16 protein-coding genes are annotated in these 20,271 nt (G+C 55.8%); 10 read left to right on the top strand and 6 right to left on the bottom strand.

Annotated elements, in window-relative coordinates; all coding sequences use genetic code 11:
- Nucleotides 1-378 precede the first annotated feature (378 nt).
- Nucleotides 379-1,518, top strand: a complete 1,140-nt coding sequence (locus HFP54_RS23910) for a DUF4832 domain-containing protein (protein WP_206036371.1) — start codon at nt 379-381, stop codon at nt 1,516-1,518.
- Here the strand turns inward: HFP54_RS23910 and HFP54_RS23905 are convergent.
- Both HFP54_RS23905 and HFP54_RS23900 read right to left on the bottom strand, forming a co-directional pair.
- A complete protein-coding gene (locus tag HFP54_RS23905) occupies nt 1,515-3,059 on the bottom strand; it encodes a mannitol dehydrogenase family protein (protein WP_168567090.1) in 1,545 nt (514 codons plus the stop codon). The genes HFP54_RS23910 and HFP54_RS23905 overlap by 4 nt on opposite strands.
- A 4-nt stretch (nt 3,060-3,063) precedes the next feature.
- Nucleotides 3,064-4,812: a purine-cytosine permease family protein gene (locus HFP54_RS23900; protein WP_168567148.1), complete on the bottom strand. Its 1,749-nt coding sequence runs from the start codon at nt 4,810-4,812 to the stop codon at nt 3,064-3,066.
- 258 nt (nt 4,813-5,070) lie between these two features.
- Here HFP54_RS23900 and HFP54_RS23895 point away from each other — a divergent pair, with 258 nt between their 5' ends.
- The 6 genes from HFP54_RS23895 (at nt 5,071) to HFP54_RS23870 (ending at nt 12,095) form a co-directional block, all read left to right on the top strand.
- The gene (locus tag HFP54_RS23895) at nt 5,071-6,726 is read left to right on the top strand and encodes a CotH kinase family protein (protein WP_168567089.1); all 1,656 of its coding nucleotides are present in this window, start codon (nt 5,071-5,073) and stop codon (nt 6,724-6,726) included.
- Nucleotides 6,727-6,813: 87 nt separating this feature from the next.
- Nucleotides 6,814-7,626 (top strand): polyphosphate polymerase domain-containing protein, encoded by an 813-nt coding sequence (locus HFP54_RS23890; protein ID WP_168567088.1) that lies wholly within the window; start codon nt 6,814-6,816, stop codon nt 7,624-7,626.
- Nucleotides 7,619-8,302: a DUF4956 domain-containing protein gene (locus HFP54_RS23885; protein WP_168567087.1), complete on the top strand. Its 684-nt coding sequence runs from the start codon at nt 7,619-7,621 to the stop codon at nt 8,300-8,302. Before HFP54_RS23890 ends, HFP54_RS23885 begins: the two co-directional genes overlap by 8 nt.
- Before the next feature lie 286 nt (nt 8,303-8,588).
- Nucleotides 8,589-9,614, top strand: coding sequence for a glycerophosphodiester phosphodiesterase family protein (locus HFP54_RS23880; RefSeq protein WP_168567086.1), 1,026 nt, complete (start codon nt 8,589-8,591; stop codon nt 9,612-9,614).
- 86 nt (nt 9,615-9,700) lie between these two features.
- Nucleotides 9,701-10,351 (top strand): ECF-type sigma factor, encoded by a 651-nt coding sequence (locus tag HFP54_RS23875; protein WP_168567085.1) that lies wholly within the window; start codon nt 9,701-9,703, stop codon nt 10,349-10,351.
- On the top strand, nt 10,299-12,095 hold the full coding sequence (locus tag HFP54_RS23870) for a serine/threonine-protein kinase (RefSeq protein ID WP_235952293.1): 1,797 nt from the start codon (nt 10,299-10,301) through the stop codon (nt 12,093-12,095). The genes HFP54_RS23875 and HFP54_RS23870 overlap by 53 nt, the downstream gene beginning before the upstream one ends.
- 36 nt (nt 12,096-12,131) lie before the next feature.
- On the opposite strand, the gene HFP54_RS23865 is transcribed toward HFP54_RS23870, so the two are convergent.
- Both HFP54_RS23865 and HFP54_RS23860 read right to left on the bottom strand, forming a co-directional pair.
- Entirely contained in the window at nt 12,132-13,535 is a 1,404-nt protein-coding gene (locus tag HFP54_RS23865) for an MBL fold metallo-hydrolase (protein WP_168567084.1), read from the bottom strand.
- 50 nt (nt 13,536-13,585) lie between these two features.
- Nucleotides 13,586-14,068, bottom strand: coding sequence for a protein tyrosine phosphatase family protein (locus HFP54_RS23860; protein ID WP_168567146.1), 483 nt, complete (start codon nt 14,066-14,068; stop codon nt 13,586-13,588).
- A gap of 421 nt (nt 14,069-14,489) precedes the next feature.
- Here HFP54_RS23860 and HFP54_RS23855 point away from each other — a divergent pair, with 421 nt between their 5' ends.
- On the top strand, nt 14,490-14,780 hold the full coding sequence (locus tag HFP54_RS23855; RefSeq protein WP_146414866.1) for a putative quinol monooxygenase: 291 nt from the start codon (nt 14,490-14,492) through the stop codon (nt 14,778-14,780).
- A 176-nt stretch (nt 14,781-14,956) separates the two neighbouring features.
- On the opposite strand, the gene HFP54_RS23850 is transcribed toward HFP54_RS23855, so the two are convergent.
- Nucleotides 14,957-15,286, bottom strand: coding sequence for a hypothetical protein (locus HFP54_RS23850; protein ID WP_168567083.1), 330 nt, complete (start codon nt 15,284-15,286; stop codon nt 14,957-14,959).
- 319 nt (nt 15,287-15,605) lie between these two features.
- Between HFP54_RS23850 and HFP54_RS23845 the strand changes: the two genes are divergently transcribed.
- Nucleotides 15,606-16,823 (top strand): PAS domain-containing sensor histidine kinase, encoded by a 1,218-nt coding sequence (locus HFP54_RS23845; protein WP_168567082.1) that lies wholly within the window; start codon nt 15,606-15,608, stop codon nt 16,821-16,823.
- A gap of 21 nt (nt 16,824-16,844) precedes the next feature.
- Nucleotides 16,845-18,323, top strand: a complete 1,479-nt coding sequence (locus HFP54_RS23840; protein ID WP_168567081.1) for a sigma-54-dependent transcriptional regulator — start codon at nt 16,845-16,847, stop codon at nt 18,321-18,323.
- Between the two features lie 86 nt (nt 18,324-18,409).
- On the opposite strand, the gene HFP54_RS23835 is transcribed toward HFP54_RS23840, so the two are convergent.
- Nucleotides 18,410-20,215, bottom strand: coding sequence for an alpha-amylase family glycosyl hydrolase (locus HFP54_RS23835; protein ID WP_235952289.1), 1,806 nt, complete (start codon nt 20,213-20,215; stop codon nt 18,410-18,412).
- Nucleotides 20,216-20,271: the final 56 nt, after the last annotated feature.

The raw sequence follows: 20,271 nt of genomic DNA, 5'->3' as shown, positions 1-20,271 counted from the left end.
GCATCCAGCGGGGGTGCGCCGGCAGCTAGCTGGCTGTTGATCTTTTGATTCAACGCGGGGCATCGCCGTCTGCATGCCAAACGTCGTGGGATCACGGCAATTCTTCCGCGGACCGACAGTTCACGATCAAACATTCACAGGTCGCTGGACCACCGACTATGATGACCGCGCCGGTGATCGCCGCGGTTTCGTCGCGTCGATCGTGAATGCGTTTTTAATGTCTGTTCGTGTGGTTGTCCTTGGATGCTTTCTTTTCGATTTCCAGCGGGAAACCTTGTTCCGTTTGGATGGTTCTTGTCCGTTTTAGCATTTCTGTCGCCGGTGCCTGTTTCGTCCGAACCAATCCGGCTGCGATCACAGATCACGAAAGTCCAGCCGATGACCGGCATCGTCTTGTGGTCGGATAATCCCAAAGCGATTAAGCAGGCCGATTCGATCGCGCTAGAGTTTCGGTATTGCGGATACGATGAAGTCGTCGATGCCCATGGGCGATACGATTTTTCGAAGATCGATCAAGTGTTGGATGACATCGCATCGCGAAACCATCAAGCCGTTTTGCGATTCCACTTTTGCTACGTTGGCAAAGAAACAACGGTACCGGAATTCATTCGATCACGGTCCGACTATCAGGAAACGGTTGGCAAGAGCGAGAAGAAGACGACGCATTTCTGTGATTGGAGCAATCAAGCGTTACAGGAATTCACACTGCAGTTCTACAGCCGCTTTGCACAGCGATACGATTCCGATCCTCGGATTGCCTTTCTGCAGACAGGGTTCGGGTTGTGGGCGGAGTATCACATCTACAGCGGCCCTCGAAAGTTGGGAAAGACGTTCCCGAGCAAAGCGTTTCAGGATCGATTCCTGCGGCACATGAGTGCGTCGTTTCGACATCTGCCCTGGTCAATCAGTATCGACGCGGCCGATTCAGCGTATTCGCCGCTGGAAGACAATGCGGATTTGCTGTCGCTTTCGTTTGGTGTGTTCGACGATTCGTTTTTGTGTAAGCCGCACGCACGTGAAAACGCCGTGAACTGGCGCATACTGGGGCCCCAACGCTGGCGTCAACATCCGGCGGGCGGCGAGTTTAGCTATTACACTCGCATGGATCAAAAGCTTGCGCTAGCCGATCAGGGACCCCATGGCGTTTCGTTCGAACAGGCGGCGGAACAGTTCCATATTTCGTACATGATTGGCAACGACCAATTGCGATTCCAACCTGCCGAACGACTGCGCGAGGCGGCATCGTCAACCGGGTATCGGTTTCGTGTCACCGAAGCCACGCTGGCGGATGGCCGGTTGCGTTTGCGTGTGGTCAACGAAGGCGTAGCGCCGATTTATCGTGATGCCTATTTCAACGCCGGCGGAAAGATGGCGAAGCGATCGCTGCGTGGTCTGCTGCCCGGACAGACGCTGGCCTGCGAAATCAACGGGGTGACCACGGCCGATATCGAATCGATTTCCATCCGTTCCGATGCGATTCTGCCGACGCAAGTCATTCAGTTCGCTGCGGATCTTTAATCGGCAGTGTCGTCCAATAGACGCTGCATGCTTTGCGTGACATTCCCACTGCGATAAACGTCGTCGACAAGCGTTTCGTAGGTGGTGGCGAAGTCTTCGTTCTGTGCAAGTTCACCAAAGACTGGGGTGTATCGAATGAAGGCGCGCTTGTCATCAGCGGTTTTCTTCGCCGCTTGGTGCAGCGGTTCCTTCATGTCGTCGACAATATCCAATGGTTTACCGTTTTGGTCGACTTGTCGGTCGCAATACAGGCACCATGCGGCGATCACCAGGGTGGCAAGATGGATCGAACGACCCGCTTTCAGATTGTCGGTGATCGTGGGGATCAAAAAGACCGGCAACTTACTGGAACTCTGCAGACAGATCCGACTGACACTGTCACGGATGCTCGGGTTGCCAAACCGTTCGATCAGAGAATCTTTGTAGTCGTCCAGATTGATCCCGGGAACCGGATCGAGCGTCGGGGTTGCTTCCCGATCAAAGAAGGATCGCAGGTAAGTCGCGAAACGATCGTCGGCAATGCAATCGTTGATCGTTTCATAGCCGTGTAGCGCGCCAAAAATCCCCAGCACCGAGTGACCTGCGTTCAGCAGACGAAGTTTCATCGTTTCGTAGGGAGAGACGTCGGGAACAAACTGTGCGCCGACTTGTTCCCACGCGGGACGCCCGTTGGCAAAGCGGTCTTCGATCACCCATTGTCGAAACGGTTCACTGGTGACCGGCCATTGATCCACTAGACCGGATTGAACGCGAAAGTATTCGATATCGGCTTCGGAGGTTACCGGGGTGATCCGGTCGACCATTGAATTGGGGAAGGTGACTTGGTCTTCGATCCAGGATGCCAACTCGGGCGACTGACGCTGGGCAAAGCGTAGCAGCATTCGCCGAGCCAAGTCGCCGTTGTGCTGGATGTTGTCGCATGACAAAACCGTCACGGGGGCGGCCCCCGCATCGCGTCGCATTTTCAACGCGGCGGTCAGGTATCCGAATACGGATTTTGGTTGGTCGGGATGCTCCAGATCATGCACCACATCGGGATTGTCAAAATCAAAATCGCCGGTGGCTGGCGACAAATTATATCCACCTTCGGTGATCGTCAGAGACACGATTCGAGTTTCGGGCGATGCCATCTTGGAAATTACCACCGACGGATCATCGGTTCCCAAAATAAAGTCGATCATCGATCCGATGACGGAGCTTTCGACCAAACCATTCGGGTGCTTGACGATCAGCGAGTACAGACAGTCTTGTGGCCCCATGGCTGCGGCCATGCGAGCATCGTCTTCACGGATGCCGACCCCGCAGATGCCCCAGCATGACGTGTCTTGCTGGCTTGATTTGTCCTGTTGCCGTTGTTCCCCATCCGACAGTTTGCAGTTCAACAGTTCATCGGTATAGGAAGCCAAGTGGGAGCGAAAGAACCCGCCGACTCCGATGTGGACGATGCCCGAGGTGATGGAGGATCGGTCGTAGGTTGGACGCCCGATGGAGGAAGGCAAGTGGGGCAGATTGGCTTCGTTCAAATGATCATTGAGGCTCATGGTTCTAGCTCGCCTTCACTTCTTGTGAGAGATTCAAATTTCTTGCTTTTTCGATACGTAACGCGGCGTAGGCGGTGCCAAAGTATCCCACCGTCATCAAGAAACCCCAACGGTGAAAATCCGTGACATGGGATTCGTAAACCGACATGTCGGGGCTGGCAAACATCACTCGCAGCGCCAAGATCATGGTGATCAACAGGCACAGCCAAGCGACCGTACGCAAGACTTTCGTTGGTGTTGATTTGGGCAGTGGTACATGGTGATGAATTGCGGCTTGTTCCTGTTGCCACTGACGAATCGCAGCCATGTCGTTCTGTTCCTGCTGAATTTGGTCTTCATACGAATCGGCAGCTCCGTAGAACCGAGCCAGTACACAGTAAACGACGATTGTGAACGCCCACGTGGGTAAGAATAAGTAGAAAAAGGACATCACGTTTGCGGCATTCATCCCGAAGCCGAAGACCAGTCCAGCCGCCCAAGACGCGATGGCTGGGACGCTGGTTTCAAGATCTCGGTATTTCGACCAATAGCGAGTCCAACCCAGAATCGGAAACAGAAAGTGTTCGGCGAACACGATGCCTCCCACCGGAACGACCAACAATCCCGCGTACGTCAGCAAGGGCAGCATTTTGCTAAACACAAACGGAAAACATGCGATCAAGACGGTGACACAGCCGACCGTTAATGTCACTTTCCGTCGTGAGTGGTGATGAAAAATGGCCTGGGCCGCCAGGCCAGCGCGATAGAGGTTGGCGTTCGCGGTCGTCCATCCGGCGACAATGACGATCACGTATCCCGACAGGCCCAATGCTTGATAGGCCACATCGCCGGGGTCCAATTCAGCGATCGATTTTTGCACCAGGGCTGCCGTGCCCGCACCCATGATGCCAGCAGCGATCCACGCGACATAGTGGCCGAACAACATTCCCGCGCTGGTGCACAAGCCATAGATGGATCGCTTGGCGTATCGCAACAACGCCATGTCGATCAAGCCAAAATGAGTGATCGTGTTGGCTGCCCAAGCGAATCCGATCACTTCCCACAATCCAATACCCGGCGATCCGTCGGCCGCGGTACCAGTCCAGATTGAGTGGTCACCGATGGTGATGAAGTCATTCATGCCCATCAGTTCCGTACGCCCCAAAACGGACTCGGCCAACGCGGGCATCAGTACCAAAGCACCGCAGGTGAACATGACGACCAGCCATGGACCGCAAATGCTTGAAAATTCCGCGACGGCATTGAACCCGTACATCGCTATCAACACGACGATGACTCCGACACCCAAAACGACCAAGACGAACAGCCCGCTGGTGGGAAACCACTGCAACTGGGCAGGGATTCCAAATAGCAGTCGCACCGCGGTACTGGACACCGTGATCATGGCAGCGGAGATGACGGTGAAGATCAGCACGTTCGCACCGTTGTAAAGATCGGCCATCCGGTCGCCGGCGATCTTGTGCAGATAGGTGTAAAGACTCAGCCGAGTTTGCACCGCGATCGGAGCGGTGATCAGGGTCCAACTGGCGATCGCCAAAACATTGCCGATCAACAGTCCCCAAAGAATGTCCTGGGTCGTTGCCCCCAACGCGACGAAGGTTGCACCGATCACAAATTCCGTTGCGGCAACATGTTCACCGGCGTACAGCCCCAAAAAGTGGGGCCAGCTGTGAAGCTGTTCGTCCGGGACGGGCATCTGTTCCGGCGTCAGATTCGCAACAGCGCGAGGGGGGCTTGGCGTGGCGACAGACATGGGGCGTGGGGCGACCGAATGCGGGGGAATCGTGCGGTAAAGGGTTCGCAGTGTACCGGGCCAGTTCGCTTTCATGGTCTGGGGTGAAACAACGTGGCCCTGCGTTTAATGCGTCTTTGGCCGTACCTGCGGGCCAAATCGCGGAGATCTCTCGTGATTCGTCTCGGGCGGCATACGAAAAGATTGGCACCATTTGCGGCTCGATGGCGCATGGAATGACGAGTCCCCCCTATTCCTCCACTCGTCGGATCCACGGGAATGAAAAAGAAACGTTTGTTGTTGATCGCACTGGTTGCCGTTGGCGGCGTCATGGCTGTGGCCTACGCGTCCGTGGGGCCAGGCAAACAGGAAAGCATCGAATTGGTCGATGCCTTTGATACCGATGAAAACGGGTGGCTGGACGATGACGAGCGCAGCCGAGCTCGTGACGAAGTCCGTTCCAGCCGGGCATTTCAGTTTGACGTTCGCACGATCGCCGCACGCTTCAGTCACGCCGGTGGCATGCCGGCTGTTTCCACCGGTGGTCAAGTCGCCAAATCCGAAACGCCAGCTCAGCAAGGCGATCTGTACGATACCAGTGTCTTGCGGACGATCTTCATCGACTTTGATACCGACGATTGGGAAGCCGAACTGGAAGATTTTCACAATACCGATGTCGATCTGGCCGCCGAATTGACCGTTGATGGGCAAACGTATCCGGGGTGCGGCATCCGATTCCGTGGGGCCTCTTCCTATGATCATGTCGGCACCGGATACAAGCGGTCCTTCAACATTGCCATGGACATGGCCGACCCGAAGCAGCGGTTGATGGGTTACAAGACGCTGAATCTGTTGAACGCCCACGGTGATGATTCAATGATGAGCACCGTGTTGTATTCTCACATCGCCCGTCAATACATCCCGGCTCCGAAGGCCAACTTTGTTCGCGTTGTGATCAATGGTGAAGACTGGGGGATCTACACGAACGCGCAACAGTACAACAAAGACTTCCTGAAAGAGAACTACGACACCAAGAAAGGTGCACGATGGAAGGTCCATGGATCACCGCGCGGTGGAGGCGGTTTGGATTACCGCGGCGATGATCTGAAAGCGTACGGGCATCCCTACGAGATCAAATCCGGTGGTGAAAAAGCGACCGCCAAGCTGATGCAGTTTTGCAAAGTCTTGAACGAAACCTCCACCGAACAGTTGCCCGAAAAGTTGGAAGCGATCTGTGACGTCGATGGTCTGCTTTGGTTCCTTGCCTTGGACGTCGGTTTGATCAACGGTGATGGTTACTGGGTACGTGCCAGCGACTACAGCATCTACTTGGGCAAAGATGACAAGTTTCACTTCATTCCCCACGACATGAATGAAGCATTCCGCCCGGCACGCGGCGGTCCGGGAGGACCCGGCGGGCGTGGAGGTTTTGGATTCGGCGGTTTCGACCTTCCCAGCTTCGGTTTTGGTGGCCCGCCCCGTCGGGATGATCGATCCGAGCACGGACCGGGCGGCAGACGTCAGGCGGACGGCGAATCGTCGCCGGTGGGCTTGGATCCTTTCACCGCGATGAATGATGCGGACAAGCCGCTGTACAGCAAAGTGTTGGCCGTGCCCGCGTATCGCGATCAGTTTTTGGCGAACCTGAAGACTTTGGCCAATGAATCACTGGACTGGGAAACACTGGAACCCTTTGTCCAGTCGCAGTTGCAACTGATTGCGCCGGTGGTGAAGACCGAAACTCATGCTCTGACGACTTACGAGCGTTTCATTGCCACTACATCAGGTGATGCCAATGGAAAGCAGGAGTTCGAACCGGAGCAACGTGGACCGCGAAATCGTCCGCCGTTGAAGGACTTTGTCCAAGGTAGAAGCGAGTACTTGAAGCGATATGTGGCCGATCGCGTCAAAGTCGAAAGCCCGGCGGGCGAATGACAGCCGATCGCGACCGTGTGTGTGTGGCGTTGTTGACCGCTCGGTCGCAACGCCGATGAACTTTCGAACGCCAGGGAAGTGGATTCAATGAACCAGCCAAGTACCCAGATTCCGGACCAGAAACGTCCCACGATGAAACGCATCGAGATGAAATTCCGTCTTGATGATTGCATCGCTGACCAGGTCGCCCAGTGGGCTCGTGAACACATGGATGTGGATCCGAATTGCCACTGTGACGATGACGATCGGTATCAGGTCTGCAATCTGTATTTGGATTCGCCCGAGTTGGATCTGTTGCGTGCGACTGGTCGGGTGGGACGGACCAAGCACCGCATTCGACGTTACGGAAACGAATCGTCGCTGTGGTTGGAAACCAAACGCAAGAAGCGAATGGTGGTCAAAAAGCGACGGTCGTCGGTTGTCGAAGCGGACTTCTACGCTTGCTGCGGTGCCGCAGCGTATGGGGCGTCAGGCGGGCTTTCGGTCTTCCGCGGTGAATCAGCGGTCGATGCGGTGGGGGATCATTGGTTCTCTCGCCGAGTGTTCCGGCGCGGGCTTCAGCCGACGGTGCACATCGCCTATCGCCGCTTCGCTCGTACCGCACAGATCGACGGTCAGACCGTTCGGCTGACGATCGATGATGGCATGACTGCGTCCCCGGCGGACGGTTGGACCGTTCCACACGCGTCGGGATTTCGCCCGGACGTCCGGTTTGGCAATGGCAAGGTTTTGGAACTGAAGTTCCATGGCATCCTGCCACTGATGTTCAAAGACCTGTTGCGAACCTTCACGATCCCTGCGTCCGGGTTTTCGAAGTACCGGCACGCGATGCAAGCCCTTGCCGCGAGCCGTGGGGAAGGCTCGATGGATTCCCAGGTGGAGTCGCTTTGTTATGCCTGAATGGATGATGAATGTGAATGCGTCGGAGGTCGATCCGACGGTGACGACCTTGGGCATGCGATTGGTCTTGGCTTGGCTGTGTGGCATGGTCGTCGCCTGGATCGCCCGCAGTCGTCGTCCGGCGGGGGAACCGGATACGTTGTCGCTGACATTGATTCTGATGAGCATCTTGATCGCGATGGCGACACAGATCATCGGTGACAATATTGCGCGAGCGTTCAGTCTTGTCGGCGCCCTTTCGATCGTGCGTTTTCGCACCGCCGTTCCGGCGACCCGCGACGTTGCCTTTGTGTTGGCCGCCGTTGTGGCCGGCATGGCAGTGGGGGCCGGCCAGTACTGGGTCGTCGGCCTCGGGCTTTCGGTCGTTGCAGTTGCGACGTTCCTGAACTCATCCAAACCGCCTTCTGGCAAGGCCGAATCGAACAAGGGTGAAAAGAAGACCAAAGCGTGGCGTTTGACTTTGCAGGTCGGTTTAAGCGCGACCGACGGTTGGGAAAGCGAGATCAGTCGCTTCGCCGACAGCTATGAATTGCTGTCAGCGGAAACCACACGTCGTGGGGCCGCGATGGAGATGCTGTACCGTGTCACTCCTTCAGCCAACAGCAACGCGGTGGAAATGATCGCCGCACTGAACGGCGTCCCCAGCGTCGAATCGGTCTCGGCCAAGATGACGTGAACCGCCCTTGCGTTTGTGCGGACCGGAATCTTGCTTGCCGGCAGTCCGCTGCCGCGGTGCCGTTTGCCCTGTTGCAATCGTCACCGCTTTCTTCATTCGGTTTCATCCATCGACATGCGATGCATGGAGGCCGCCGCGTGCTAACCGTGCAGGCGCCCTACCGGTTATCATGCAAGGCCACATGATGGCAATCTGCCATCGTGATCCCGGCCGGTGGCAGTGGTTCATGACGGTTGGACCATTTTGCATTCGGCCAATCGTTGGCCCATCAGGTTTAGAAATTGCAATGGCGTGCTTTGTGAAAGACGTTTCTGATTCATTGATCAGTGGGCTTCTGTATGGGCTGTTGGCCGCCACCATGCTGGGACCATCATCGTCGCTTGCCGACGATCCTCGCCCTCGCGACCCGCATTCGGCTGCGGTGATGCACCGGATTTCTGCCGAAACACCCCGGCAACTGCGAGAACTGTTTCGCTACACCGGTCATCGTTTGCCCGTGGTCAGTGCTCATCGCGGCGGCGCGGCCAGCGGATATCCCGAAAACTGTATCGCGACCTTTGAACACACATTGTCAAAATGCTTTGCGCTCTTGGAAATCGATCCGCGGATGACCAAAGACGGCGAAGTGATCGTTCACCATGATGCGACGCTGGATCGAACGACGACGGGTACGGGAAAGGTGGTCGAAAAGACGCTGTCGGAATTGAAACAGTACCGATTGAAAGACATCGATGGCGTGGTCACGAATCATGTCATTCCAACGTTGGATGAAGTGCTGCATTGGGCCAAGGGAAAGACTGTGCTGGTGTTGGATCAAAAGGATGTGCCGCTGGAAACACGCGTGAACATCATTACCAAACACCACGCCGAATCCTACGCGATGATGATCGTCGGCAGCTTGAAAGATGTGCGTGCCTGTCACGCCATGAACCCCGACATCATGATGGAGGTCATGATTCCCAGTCACGAAAAGCTGAAGGCCTTTGACGCATCGGGAGTCCCCTGGGAAAACGTGATTGCCTTTCTGGGACATCAGCCTCCCACGGACCCATCGCTGTACGAAGCCGTTCATCAAAAGGGAACGCTGGCGATGGTCGGGACATCAAGGAATCTGGATCGTCAGTTTTTCACCCGTGCAGTCGCGGATGACGAATCGCTTCGGCGTGATTATCGGCAATTGTTGCGTCGGGGCGCTGATATGATCGAAACTGACCTGCCTCGGGAAATCGGCCCGCTGTTGTACACCGACCATCCGGCGGTTCCGACGTCCAAGCGGCCGTTGATGATGGTCCAGCCGACGATGCCGCGCTGACCCATCGTGCACGTGGGTTATGCTGTGGACCCATCCACTGTCCAATCCTTCCATCGTCCCGCATCCCAATCGGCGAACCTGACGACATGTCCGACACTCACGAGGTCAGCCATTGGATTGATCAGGTCAAGGCGGGCGATTCGTTGGCAGCCAATCAAATTTGGCACCGATACTTTGACCGACTTGTTCGCGTCGTGCGGCGGCAATTGCTGGGACAAAACCGAGCGGTCAGCGATGAAGAAGACGTGGTGCTAAGCGTCTTTGACAGCTTCTATGAGGCGGCCGAGCAAGGAAGGTTTCCAAATTTGGCAGACCGCGATGACCTGTGGTACTTGTTGTTGCGGATGTCGGCCCGCAAAGTCGTGGATAAGCGGCGGCACGATTCGCGGCGGCGACGCGGCGGTCGGGCCACCGTCGGTTCGATCGACGCGGCGGCGGACGACGATCAAACGATTGAGATCATCGGTGATGAACCTTCGCCGGAGATGGTTCTGATGATGCGAGAGACGGTCGAGCGTTTTTTTTCGCATTTGGGTGTCGGGCAGCTTCGCGATTTGGCGGGTGCCAAGTTAGAGGGCTACTCGAACGCGGAAATGGCCGAGCGTTTTGGGTGTTCCGAACGGACGATCGAACGTCGTCTGCATTTGATTCGACAGAAATGCCAACAGGAATTGCTCGCCACCGATGAACATCCGTCAACAGAAATTGCCGATCCAGATTCTGGAGCAAATCGATGATCGCTGTGCCGCCTTCGAAAAGGCTTGGCAGACCGGCAATCCTCCGTCGATTGAATCTGTTTTATCCGAAGGGGTTTCCGATCAGGAACGTGACGTTCTGCTGGCCGAGTTGATTGTTTTGGATGCCGATTATCGACGTCGACGCGGCGAATCGCCCGAAGCGAGCCAGTATCTGGATCGTTTTCCCGACCATGCCGATGACATTCGGGATGCCTTGAACGAAGGCGATCGGCCGTCCAGTGGTTTTGTTCCGCCGCCGGTCCAGCGTGTCGCGGACATGTTTCCCAATTTGCAGGTGATCGAACTGTTGGGGGCCGGCGGCATGGGAGCCGTCTATAAGGCCAAACAAGAAGGGCTCGATCGCGTCGTGGCATTGAAGATTCTGCCGGCGGAATTTGCCCACGACGCCAAGTTCTCGTTGCGGTTCACTCGCGAAGCACGCACGTTGGCCAAGTTAAATCATCCCAACATCGTGTCGGTCTTCGAATTCGGAAACGTCCAGGACACGTTCTTCTTTCTGATGGAGTTCGTTGATGGACCGACGTTGCGTGACGTCGTCCGCGCCGGCGGCCTGTCACCCAAGCATGCCTTGGAAATCATTCCTCATCTGTGTGACGCTTTGCAGTACGCGCACGACAACGGGGTGATCCACCGCGACATCAAGCCGGAAAACATTTTGCTGACACATCAGGGCACCGTCAAAATCGTCGACTTTGGGTTGTCGCGACTGTTGGACAGCCCCAGCCAGGCGACTGACCTGACCGGAACCCATCAGGTGATGGGAACGCCCCGCTATATGGCACCCGAACAATTCGAAGGAACGCACCAGGTGGATCATCGCGCCGATATCTATTCGCTGGGGGTGGTGTTCTACGAGATGCTGACTGGTGAGTTGCCCATGGGGCGTTTCGCGGCACCGTCCCAAAAGGTTGCCATCGATGTTCGGCTGGATGAGGTCGTTTTGCGAACTTTGGAAAAAGAACCAAGCCAGCGTTATCAGGCGGCCAGCGAGATCAAGTCGGACTTGAAGTCAATCGCTGACAGCAACGATTCCGGTTTGGCGGCTACATTGGTCGCGGGCGAGATCCCTGTGGAATCGATGGCTGATCATCCCGGCCAGCGCATTCCTGTCGATGTCGATCGCGGTGGTGTGCAACAGCAAGAGTCCGCCACACGTTGGTTGTTGACCCGTCGCGACTTGATGAATCAAGTGCAATCGGCACTGAAACCGTTGTTTCGCTGGCAGGCCGTTCAGATCATCGTCGGCGTGCTGTTGATCGGACTGGGGGCTTTCGGGTGGTCGCAGAACATCGGGAATCCAACCCGCGTGGCCATAGGCATCATCGTTCATGTCTACGGTGTGGTGTTCATCGCAGCCGCCATCGCCGTGATGACACGGATGAAACGAATCGATTATTCGCAATCGGTCGACGATGTACGATCCAGTATCACCCGCGTTCGTGATTTGTACCTGCGATTGACACCGTTGATTGGTTTTCCTTGGTGGCTGATGTGGATCCCCGCCGGTGTCGCCGCTGGACTGGATCAAGTCTTGCATCCGAACGTCTTGGTTCCGTCATTGACCATCGGCCTGGTGGGAATGCTGTTCTCGTATTGGTTGTATGTGCGAGTCCAAAGGCCCGGAAGCAAAAACGCCGAACTCTGGAAAGACAAATTTGCCGGGAACAGTTTTCGCAATGCGGCCAAGCTGTTGGATGAATGTCGATCCTTGGGGATCCGGTGATCACATGCGTCGCTAGTCAGGAAACGCAGTGATGGATCACGTCGTGGCCAAGTCGGCCGCTTTCCAGGCTGACATGCCGCCGATCACGTTGGTCACGTCATCAAAACCGTGTCGAAGCAAGAATGACGCGGCGATCGACGCGCGATAGCCGGAACCGCAGACCACCGCGATGGGCCCGTCTTTAGGGACTTCATCAATGCGATCTTGCAACTGGCCGCCGTGGATATGAATGGCACCATCGATATGCCCGCCGTTCCATTCCTTTTCCGTACGAACGTCCAGAACGGTTAAGCGTTTTTCGGAGTCTAATTTTCGGTTCAGGTCGTGGACGGACATCGTCTGCAGACGTGCGATCGGATATCCCGCACCTTCCCAGGCGTCGATACCACCCTCCAAGTAACCGCAGACGTCGTCGAAGCCAACCCGCAGCAAGTGAGTCGTGACCTCGGACATGTCATTGGGATCGTCGACGACGATCATCACCGGACGGTCGTAGGGCAAAACCCATCCCGCCCATGTGGGCAAGTTTTGGCCGTTGGGAATGCTGATCGATCCTGGGATGTGCGCCGCGGCAAAGGCTTCTTTGGATCGCGTGTCGACGATCAAACAGTTTTCACACACACGGTCGCGGACTGCCTTTGCGGTTTGTCGAATCTGGCCCGGCAATTCGGGGCCGATGATCGGTGCCCCATCACGGTTGATCGCCTTCATCCTCTTGAAATAGGGAGGCGACATCGGCATCTGGTCCAACAGTTTGCGGACCCAACGCTCCTCCGGCAGCGGTCGCAAAGATTCATTGAACTTGCGTTCGAATCCGACGGTCGACGATCTTCGTGATCCGATCGCTTTGCCACACAGAGAGCCTGCCCCATGAGCAGGAAAGATCTCCGTGATGTCGGGGATGTCATCCAGTCGCTGAAAAACGCTTTGATACAGTTCGCGGGCCAACTTTTGTTTCTGATCGTCGCCCAGCAAGTCAGGCCGGCCGACATCGCCGACAAACAAAAAGTCACCGCTGAACAGCACCCATGGGGTATCGTCGCTGCGGGAGCGATCGTACAGAGTGATTGCGATGTGTTCGGGTGTGTGCCCAGGGACATGCTCGAACCCAAGTTTGATATCACCAAACTCCACGGTCTCGTTCGCTTGGACATGGCGATCTGCAAACGCCTGTGCCCAGTCATCGCCGCCGTACCCGCTGGTGATGATCTCGGCGTCGCCGTTCAGCCGTGCTTTCAATTCCATGGAACCACAGACGAAATCTGCGTGCACATGAGTTTCCAAGATGTACTTGATGTGCAGGCCGTTCCGTTTCGCAAACTGGACGTAGGTTTCGACGTCACGTGTGGGATCGATGACGGCAGCCTGTGACGTCTTTTCGTCACCGACCAGATAGGACGCGATTGCAAGACCGGGAACGAAGTGCTGTTCGAAAATCATGGTTGGACCGTTGTCTGATGCCGAATATCGATTGCCAGTGACCGAATCAATCAGTCTCTGGCGTTGCCACTTTGAACCGTCGATGCATCGCTACGTTGGTCGACGTAGGACTTCACCAAATCTTTCAATTCGGGGACGTCGCATTCGAAGCCCATCTGTTCGGCTTTGGACAGTGTTTCCTCGCCCGACATGTCGTTCTCAACCGCGACATGCATCATTGTCATGGCGCCGGCACGTTTGCCTGACTTGCAGTGTGCAAAGACCGGTTTAGGTAATGCTTCCAACTGTTGTCGAAACTGGTCGACGGTATCGTGGCTGATGGTATCCATCGAAACAGGCACATGGACGTACTTCATGCCCGCTGATTCCACCAACTTGCGTTCCTGGTCCGGACCGATCGGTTGGTCGTCTTCGCCAGTAGTGCGAAAATTGATGACGGAGCGAAAGCCATCGTCGGGAAGGCCCAAGATTTCAGATTCCGAGGGTTGACCACTGACCGTGATTTGATCGTTCAGTGCTTTTCGATTGGACATGGCTTTTCGATTGGACATGGCTTTTCGATTGGACATGGAAATCATCCTTTGTTGAAGTCATTTTGTTGCTGCTCGTTACGACCGAAAATTTTCGCAAAGCCCGTGCCGCAATCCTGGGAGGCCCTTTCATGCACGGAAGACGGCCCAGCCGGCAACGGTTTGGGAGTCGCTGCGGTCGTTCATCGGCCAGTCTGGTTGTTCAAGCACAAACCAGTGAAACGGAGGTCCCCTGCGTTCAGCGACGCTGTGGTTGAGAGCGGCAAGGCCGTGGGGTTGACAACCGCGAGGATGAGAGCGCCAAGAGGCGGCGGATGTTGTGGGAGACAACGATCAGGTACAACCTGGACGTGATGGGGTCATCACCGACAGCCGATCCGGGCCGTCGAAAATTCGTTTCCTGCGCTCGATATCAAATCTTTACATGGCCAAACTGACCATCGTTGCCGACATCACCGCGAAGTCTGACAAGATCGACATTGTCAAAGCGGAACTTGAAAAACTAGTCCCGACCACGCGTGCCGAAGAAGGTTGCCAGCAGTACGACTTGCACCAAGACAATGACAACCCAGCACACTTCCTGTTCTTTGAAAACTGGGAGTCTCGCGAGGCCTGGCAGAAGCATATGAACAACCAGCATCTGAAGGACTACCAGGCCGCGACCGAGGGCATGATTGAAGACTTTGCCGTGTACGAGATGACGCACATCGCATGACCGCTGGGGGGCAAATGCGATTGGCTCAAGCATTTTGAATTTTCGACGTCAGTGCGTTTTCGTCAGAGCATGCCGACCACAAATCGGGCGTCGGCGTCGGACAGCATTCACGCGGAGATCGAATCTCGTTCGGGTTGAAAGAGGACTTCATCGATAGCGTGCATGATCCTCGCACGTCACAACGATTTTCCTGGATGCCATGATGACAAATCCCTTTGCGGAGCAATCTCGTACATGAACGCATCGGGGTTCATGACGAGGTAAACGATCAAAAGCAAAGCCGGAAGCACCATCAACGCGAACATCAACAAAAACATTCCCAATAAATGACGCGCTTCGGTATCGCTGGATTCCATAGCGAAGGTTGTTTCGCTGGGATCCCGGTAAGTGTCCGCGGATTTTTCATTGTGAAAGTACGATTCGCTTTCACGTTGACGGCGGCCGGCGTGTCGGGCCGTCGGTACGGGGGTCACATGTTGCGACTCGGGGATAAAAATGGTAGCCATGTTGCGGCCTCTGGAAAGAGATTCCGGCAGAGACAACCTGGTTCAAATCATCCGTTCATCGCGAACAAGTTTGTCCCACCGCTGAAGTCGGCGTTGGTCATTGAATGAAGGAAGCAAGCAGCAGGCCAAAGCCAAAAAACGGCCCGATATCGCGGGAAACGCCCTCTTTTCATGGCGATCGTGTCGACTGGCGTTGTCGCACCGTCAACCGACGTTGACGTTCCTGGGGATTCTAGTCAACGGTTTGAACGGGTTTTTCATGGCCGCGTTCGGCGGGCACTGGCTACGACCGACGGGCGACCTGATTTAGAATTTTGGGATGAACGCACCGTCACGCTCTGCTTCCCAAAAACCGGTCCCTCATAATCCCGGTCAGCCCATTGCACCGGAGTATTTTCGCGCGATCGCCGAGGGTACGGTCGACTGGGAAATCTGGTTTTCAACCACCGGGGACCTGCTGTGGGTGAACGATGCCGTCCGCCGGTTTACCGGTTACACGCCCCAGGAATGTTCCGCGATGGATGCCTTTCCATTGCCGCTGATTGTCGAAGAGGATCGACAGCGAATGGCGGCGCACCTGCGGAATGCTGTCGCGGGTAGCACCGAAAACAATGTTGAATTCCGGGTCGCGCATCGTGACGGATCGACACCTTGGATGGCCATGTCCTGGCAACCGCTTCGTGACGACGATGGACAATCGTTAGGGTTTCGCGTCAGCGTGCGTGACGTGACGGAGATCCGCGAATTGCGCGAAAAACTACGACTGCAGAACGAGCATCTGGAACAGTTGGTTCAAGAACGGACGGCAAAGATCGCGCAGCTGGAAGAACACCGACTGAAGATGGAAAAGCTGGCGGCGATCGGAGAACTGGCGGCCGGGGTTGCTCATGAAATCAACAATCCGCTCGCGGGAATTCGGAATGCTTTCGCTTTGCTGAAACGGCATTTGCCCGACACGGTCAAGCATTATGACAAGTTAAGTTTGATCGATGATGAGATTGAACGGATCAGCAGCATCACGCATCAAATGCATCGACTGTATCGTCCAAGCGAACAGTCGGCATCGACGTTTTCCATCCACGAAACACAGCGGCACGTGGAATCGTTGACACTGCCAACCTCTCGCAAACATGGGGTTGCGGTGCAATGGCATTTCGAACCGCTGCCATCACGGGTGACGCTGGGGAAGGATCAAATTCAGTTGCGTCGTGGTGAGCTGAAGCAGGTCTTGATCAACCTGATTCACAATGCGATACAGGCGTCGGAGCGAGGCCAAGAGGTCCACGTGAGTATTCAACCGCATGGCGAACGATTTCAAATCGTTGTCTCCGATTCGGGGTCCGGTATCCCCGAAGATCTGATCGACCGAATCTTTGATCCATTCGTCAGCACCAAGGTGGCAAAGGTCGGCCAAGGGATGGGGTTGGGCTTGTCCGTCACGCGTGGCCTGGTCGAGGGCATGCGTGGGGACATTCGCGTCGAAAGCCAGGTGGGCCGAGGGGCCGTGTTTACCGTTGATCTGCCAAGGACGCTGTAGGAACCGAGCGATCGCACCTGTATGACCGAACCGACACCCAAAATTTTGATTGCTGACGATGAGCCGTTGTACCGCGAAACGACAGCGGAGTTCCTGCGCGAGGAAGGCTATCAGTGTGTCTGTGTGGAGGACGCCAACGACGCTTTGGACGCTTTAAACAACCATCGGTTCGATTTGATTTTGTCCGATCTGAATATGCCGGGAAATTTGAAGCTTGAACTGTTGAACGAAGGGCGGACGAAATACAGCGACACACCGATGATCATTGTTACGGGGGTCCCATCGACCTCGTCGGCCATCGAAAGTGTGCGGTTGGGAGTCGCCGACTATTTGCTGAAGCCGGTGAAGCTGGATGAACTGTTGGTGGCCGTGCGACGTGCTTTGGCCCATGGAAAACAATCGCTGAACGAAAGTCGTCAGCGTGATGGATCGGCGGCCAAGTCCGATTCACAGGTCGCGGGTAGGACAGACCCCAACGATTCAGACACGAACACACGCGGCGAAACGACCGGTAAGGGGAAGGATTCATTTGGCATTGATGTGGTCGGCCAAAGCCAGCAGATGCGGGAGGTGATGGAAATCGTCGATCGTGTTGCGGCCAGCAATACAAGCGTCTTGATTACAGGCGAAAGTGGCACCGGCAAGGAAGTCATTGCTCGGGCGATTCATCGGCGTAGCCCGCGATCTGGGCGGCCGTTGCAAGTGATCGATTGCACCGCCATCCCGGAATCATTGTTTGAATCCACCCTGTTCGGACACGTCAAAGGTGCATTCACCGGTGCCGTCAGTGATCAATCCGGTTTGTTGCAAGCGGCCGATGGGGGCACGGCCTTTTTCGACGAATTGGGGGAATTGCCGCTGGTTTCGCAAGCGAAACTGTTGCGTGTGGTCCAGGAACAAACCTTCACGCCCGTCGGTCGCGATACGGTGGTCCGGGTGGACACGAGATTCATTTGTGCAACCAACCGCGACCTGCAAACCGAAGTGGATGCAGATCGTTTCCGTCGCGATTTGTTCTATCGCCTGGCGGTGATCCACATCGATTTGCCTCCGTTGCGACAGCGACAGGAAGACATCGTTTTGCTGGCCGAGTCTTTTCTGCATCGATTGCGTGCCCCGGATTCACCGGCCCTTGGGTTTTCCGATGCGACGCTTGATTGCTTTCGCAGGTATCGTTGGCCTGGGAATATTCGTGAGCTTCGAAACGTGGTCGAGCGTTCTCTGACACTGGCGGATGGGCAGTGGATCGAGCCGGCTGATTTGCCCACAACGCTGACCACTGCGGTTGCCGAAACAGAATCACAGGGGCTTGTTGATGATCTGGCGGAGATCTCACGCGACGAAGCGTTGGATCGTGCGGACCGTGCTTATCTGGACGTCTTGTTGCAGCGACACGGCGGAAACATTGCCGCCGCGGCACGTCAGGCGGGCTTGTCACGACAGGGAATGAATAAGCTGTTGAAACGCCACGATATTGACGTTGCTCCGTATCGAAAATGAAACGTTGTCGGGTGACATACCGACTGCGATGCCGGTTGACCGTCACCGCGGGGGCACTCCGTTCGCCGATCATCCGCTAGGCATTGTTACGCGGATGCAGAAGCCGATTGGCTGTAAATCAGCGCGGTGTACGGCGGCAATTCGATGCTGGCCCTAAATGGTTGGCCGTCATAGGGTGCGTCGGTCGCCACAATGTCGCCGCTGGCGGCGCCCGCGAAGTCATCGCTCCACTGTTTTCGATCGCTACTGAATCGACGTTGCCACGTGCCGCTTTGTGGCAGGCCGAATTCATACTGGCTGAAATGTCGGTTGGCAAAATTGATGATGACCACGCATTCATCATTCGGTCCGCCGTCGAGCCAACGTCGGAACGCAACCACTTTATCGCCGTGATTGACATGGAAAATGTCGACATGATTGCCGGTCAAGCCGCGAGTGAACCCGTCGATATTCTTTCGCAACCGAATCAGTTTCGACGTCAGGCGAATGATGCCGGTATGGTCGTCGGCTTGGTTCCAATCCAATTCCTCGTGATCTTGAAACCAACCGTCTTCCAAAAATTCTTGCCCTTGAAACAACATCGGGATTCCGGGTGTGGTCATCACAAGGGCAATCCCGAGGGTCGACCGTTTTTGGGCGTGCCAGGCATCCGTGTCGGCATGGTCAATTTCGCTGGGGATCCTGGCTTTCCCGTTGGCCACTTCGTCATGTGATTCGGTGTAGATCACTCGTTGGATCGCGTCACCGTTGTAGCGATGGTTGATCGCATGAATGACCTTGTGCATGTCACGGCTGGCATCGTCAGGTTGGGTCAGCACGTCCCGTATCGGATGGACAAAACGCGCGTCCCATTGCGTGGAAAACCCGGCACCGCCATCGGCATCCGACTTGGTCAAGTAATCGTTGTTCTGCAGGTCTTCGGCTATGGTGATCGCCGAAGGCTTGAAGCCATGGACTTCGCGGTTGATCCATTGGGTCAAGCCCCAGCCTTCGGGGATCTCGGTATGAGGGCTGCCATCGACGCTGCGAATGTACAACGTCATGTCGTATCGCAGACCATCGACGTGATAGTCTTCCAGCCACATCATGGCATTGTCGCGGATGTAGGACCGTACTTCTCCGCGACCATAGTCCGGTCGAGTGTCGCCCCAGGGCGTTTTGGAACGATGGTCGTTGTAAAAGTAGATTCCGCCCTTTTCGTTTTCATTCCAACCATCGAACTGCCACAGGTCCAGATCGCTGGGACCAAAGTGGTTGTATACCACGTCCAAGATGATCGCAAATCCGGCTTTATGGGCTTCGCGGACAAAGACTTTAAAACCATCGGGGCCACCATAAGCTGATTCGATCGCATAGGGATGGGCAGGGTTGTATCCCCAAGAAAGATCACCGGCGAACTCCGCAATCGGCATGATTTGCAGGGCGTTGACGCCCAGGCCGCGCAGATGGTCGAAACGTTTTCGGTAGTCGTCAAACGTCCCCACATCCCCATCGCCGTCGCGGTGAAACGAACCGATGTGCGTTTCATAGATGACCAACTCGTTCCAATTGGGCATCGAAAAATCGTCGCCCTGCCAGTCGAAGTATGGATCATGCACCACACCGTTTCCGACGCTGTTGGTTACCTGGCGGACTCTCGGGTCGATGCGTTGCATCGTCGTGTCGCCGTGTGTGATCGCATACTTGTATTGGTCACCGGGCTTCGCATTTTCGACGATGGCAAACCAGTTTCCTGCGTCTTCCCCGACCATCGGCGTCGCATCGGGATTCCAGTCGTTGAAGTCACCGATCACGCTGACCGCATCGGCGTGCGGAGCCCACACGCGAAAGGCCACACCGTGATCCAGGATGATCGGACCCATGCCCGCGACGGTCGGTTCAGTAGTTGTCATGGTTTTTGATCAATACGACGATTGAGAGAAGGGAGCGACGTTGGACCGGGGGGATG

The sequence above is a fragment of the Crateriforma spongiae genome, assembly GCF_012290005.1.
Taxonomy (GTDB): domain Bacteria; phylum Planctomycetota; class Planctomycetia; order Pirellulales; family Pirellulaceae; genus Crateriforma; species Crateriforma spongiae.
The sequence above is the reverse complement of the archived record's forward strand: the minus strand, read 5'-3'. Positions and strand labels throughout refer to the sequence as shown.

Excerpts from the sequence above, each read along its gene's own strand:
- HFP54_RS23910 (WP_206036371.1), top strand. The coding sequence starts at position 379 with ATGACCGGCATCGTCTTGTGGTCGGATAATCCCAAAGCGATTAAGCAG.
- HFP54_RS23905 (WP_168567090.1), bottom strand. The coding sequence starts at position 3,059 with ATGAGCCTCAATGATCATTTGAACGAAGCCAATCTGCCCCACTTGCCT.
- HFP54_RS23900 (WP_168567148.1), bottom strand. The coding sequence starts at position 4,812 with ATGTCTGTCGCCACGCCAAGCCCCCCTCGCGCTGTTGCGAATCTGACG.
- HFP54_RS23895 (WP_168567089.1), top strand. The coding sequence starts at position 5,071 with ATGAAAAAGAAACGTTTGTTGTTGATCGCACTGGTTGCCGTTGGCGGC.
- HFP54_RS23890 (WP_168567088.1), top strand. The coding sequence starts at position 6,814 with ATGAACCAGCCAAGTACCCAGATTCCGGACCAGAAACGTCCCACGATG.
- HFP54_RS23885 (WP_168567087.1), top strand. The coding sequence starts at position 7,619 with ATGCCTGAATGGATGATGAATGTGAATGCGTCGGAGGTCGATCCGACG.
- HFP54_RS23880 (WP_168567086.1), top strand. The coding sequence starts at position 8,589 with ATGGCGTGCTTTGTGAAAGACGTTTCTGATTCATTGATCAGTGGGCTT.
- HFP54_RS23875 (WP_168567085.1), top strand. The coding sequence starts at position 9,701 with ATGTCCGACACTCACGAGGTCAGCCATTGGATTGATCAGGTCAAGGCG.
- HFP54_RS23870 (WP_235952293.1), top strand. The coding sequence starts at position 10,299 with ATGAACATCCGTCAACAGAAATTGCCGATCCAGATTCTGGAGCAAATC.
- HFP54_RS23865 (WP_168567084.1), bottom strand. The coding sequence starts at position 13,535 with ATGATTTTCGAACAGCACTTCGTTCCCGGTCTTGCAATCGCGTCCTAT.
- HFP54_RS23860 (WP_168567146.1), bottom strand. The coding sequence starts at position 14,068 with ATGTCCAATCGAAAAGCACTGAACGATCAAATCACGGTCAGTGGTCAA.
- HFP54_RS23855 (WP_146414866.1), top strand. The coding sequence starts at position 14,490 with ATGGCCAAACTGACCATCGTTGCCGACATCACCGCGAAGTCTGACAAG.
- HFP54_RS23850 (WP_168567083.1), bottom strand. The coding sequence starts at position 15,286 with ATGGCTACCATTTTTATCCCCGAGTCGCAACATGTGACCCCCGTACCG.
- HFP54_RS23845 (WP_168567082.1), top strand. The coding sequence starts at position 15,606 with ATGAACGCACCGTCACGCTCTGCTTCCCAAAAACCGGTCCCTCATAAT.
- HFP54_RS23840 (WP_168567081.1), top strand. The coding sequence starts at position 16,845 with ATGACCGAACCGACACCCAAAATTTTGATTGCTGACGATGAGCCGTTG.
- HFP54_RS23835 (WP_235952289.1), bottom strand. The coding sequence starts at position 20,215 with ATGACAACTACTGAACCGACCGTCGCGGGCATGGGTCCGATCATCCTG.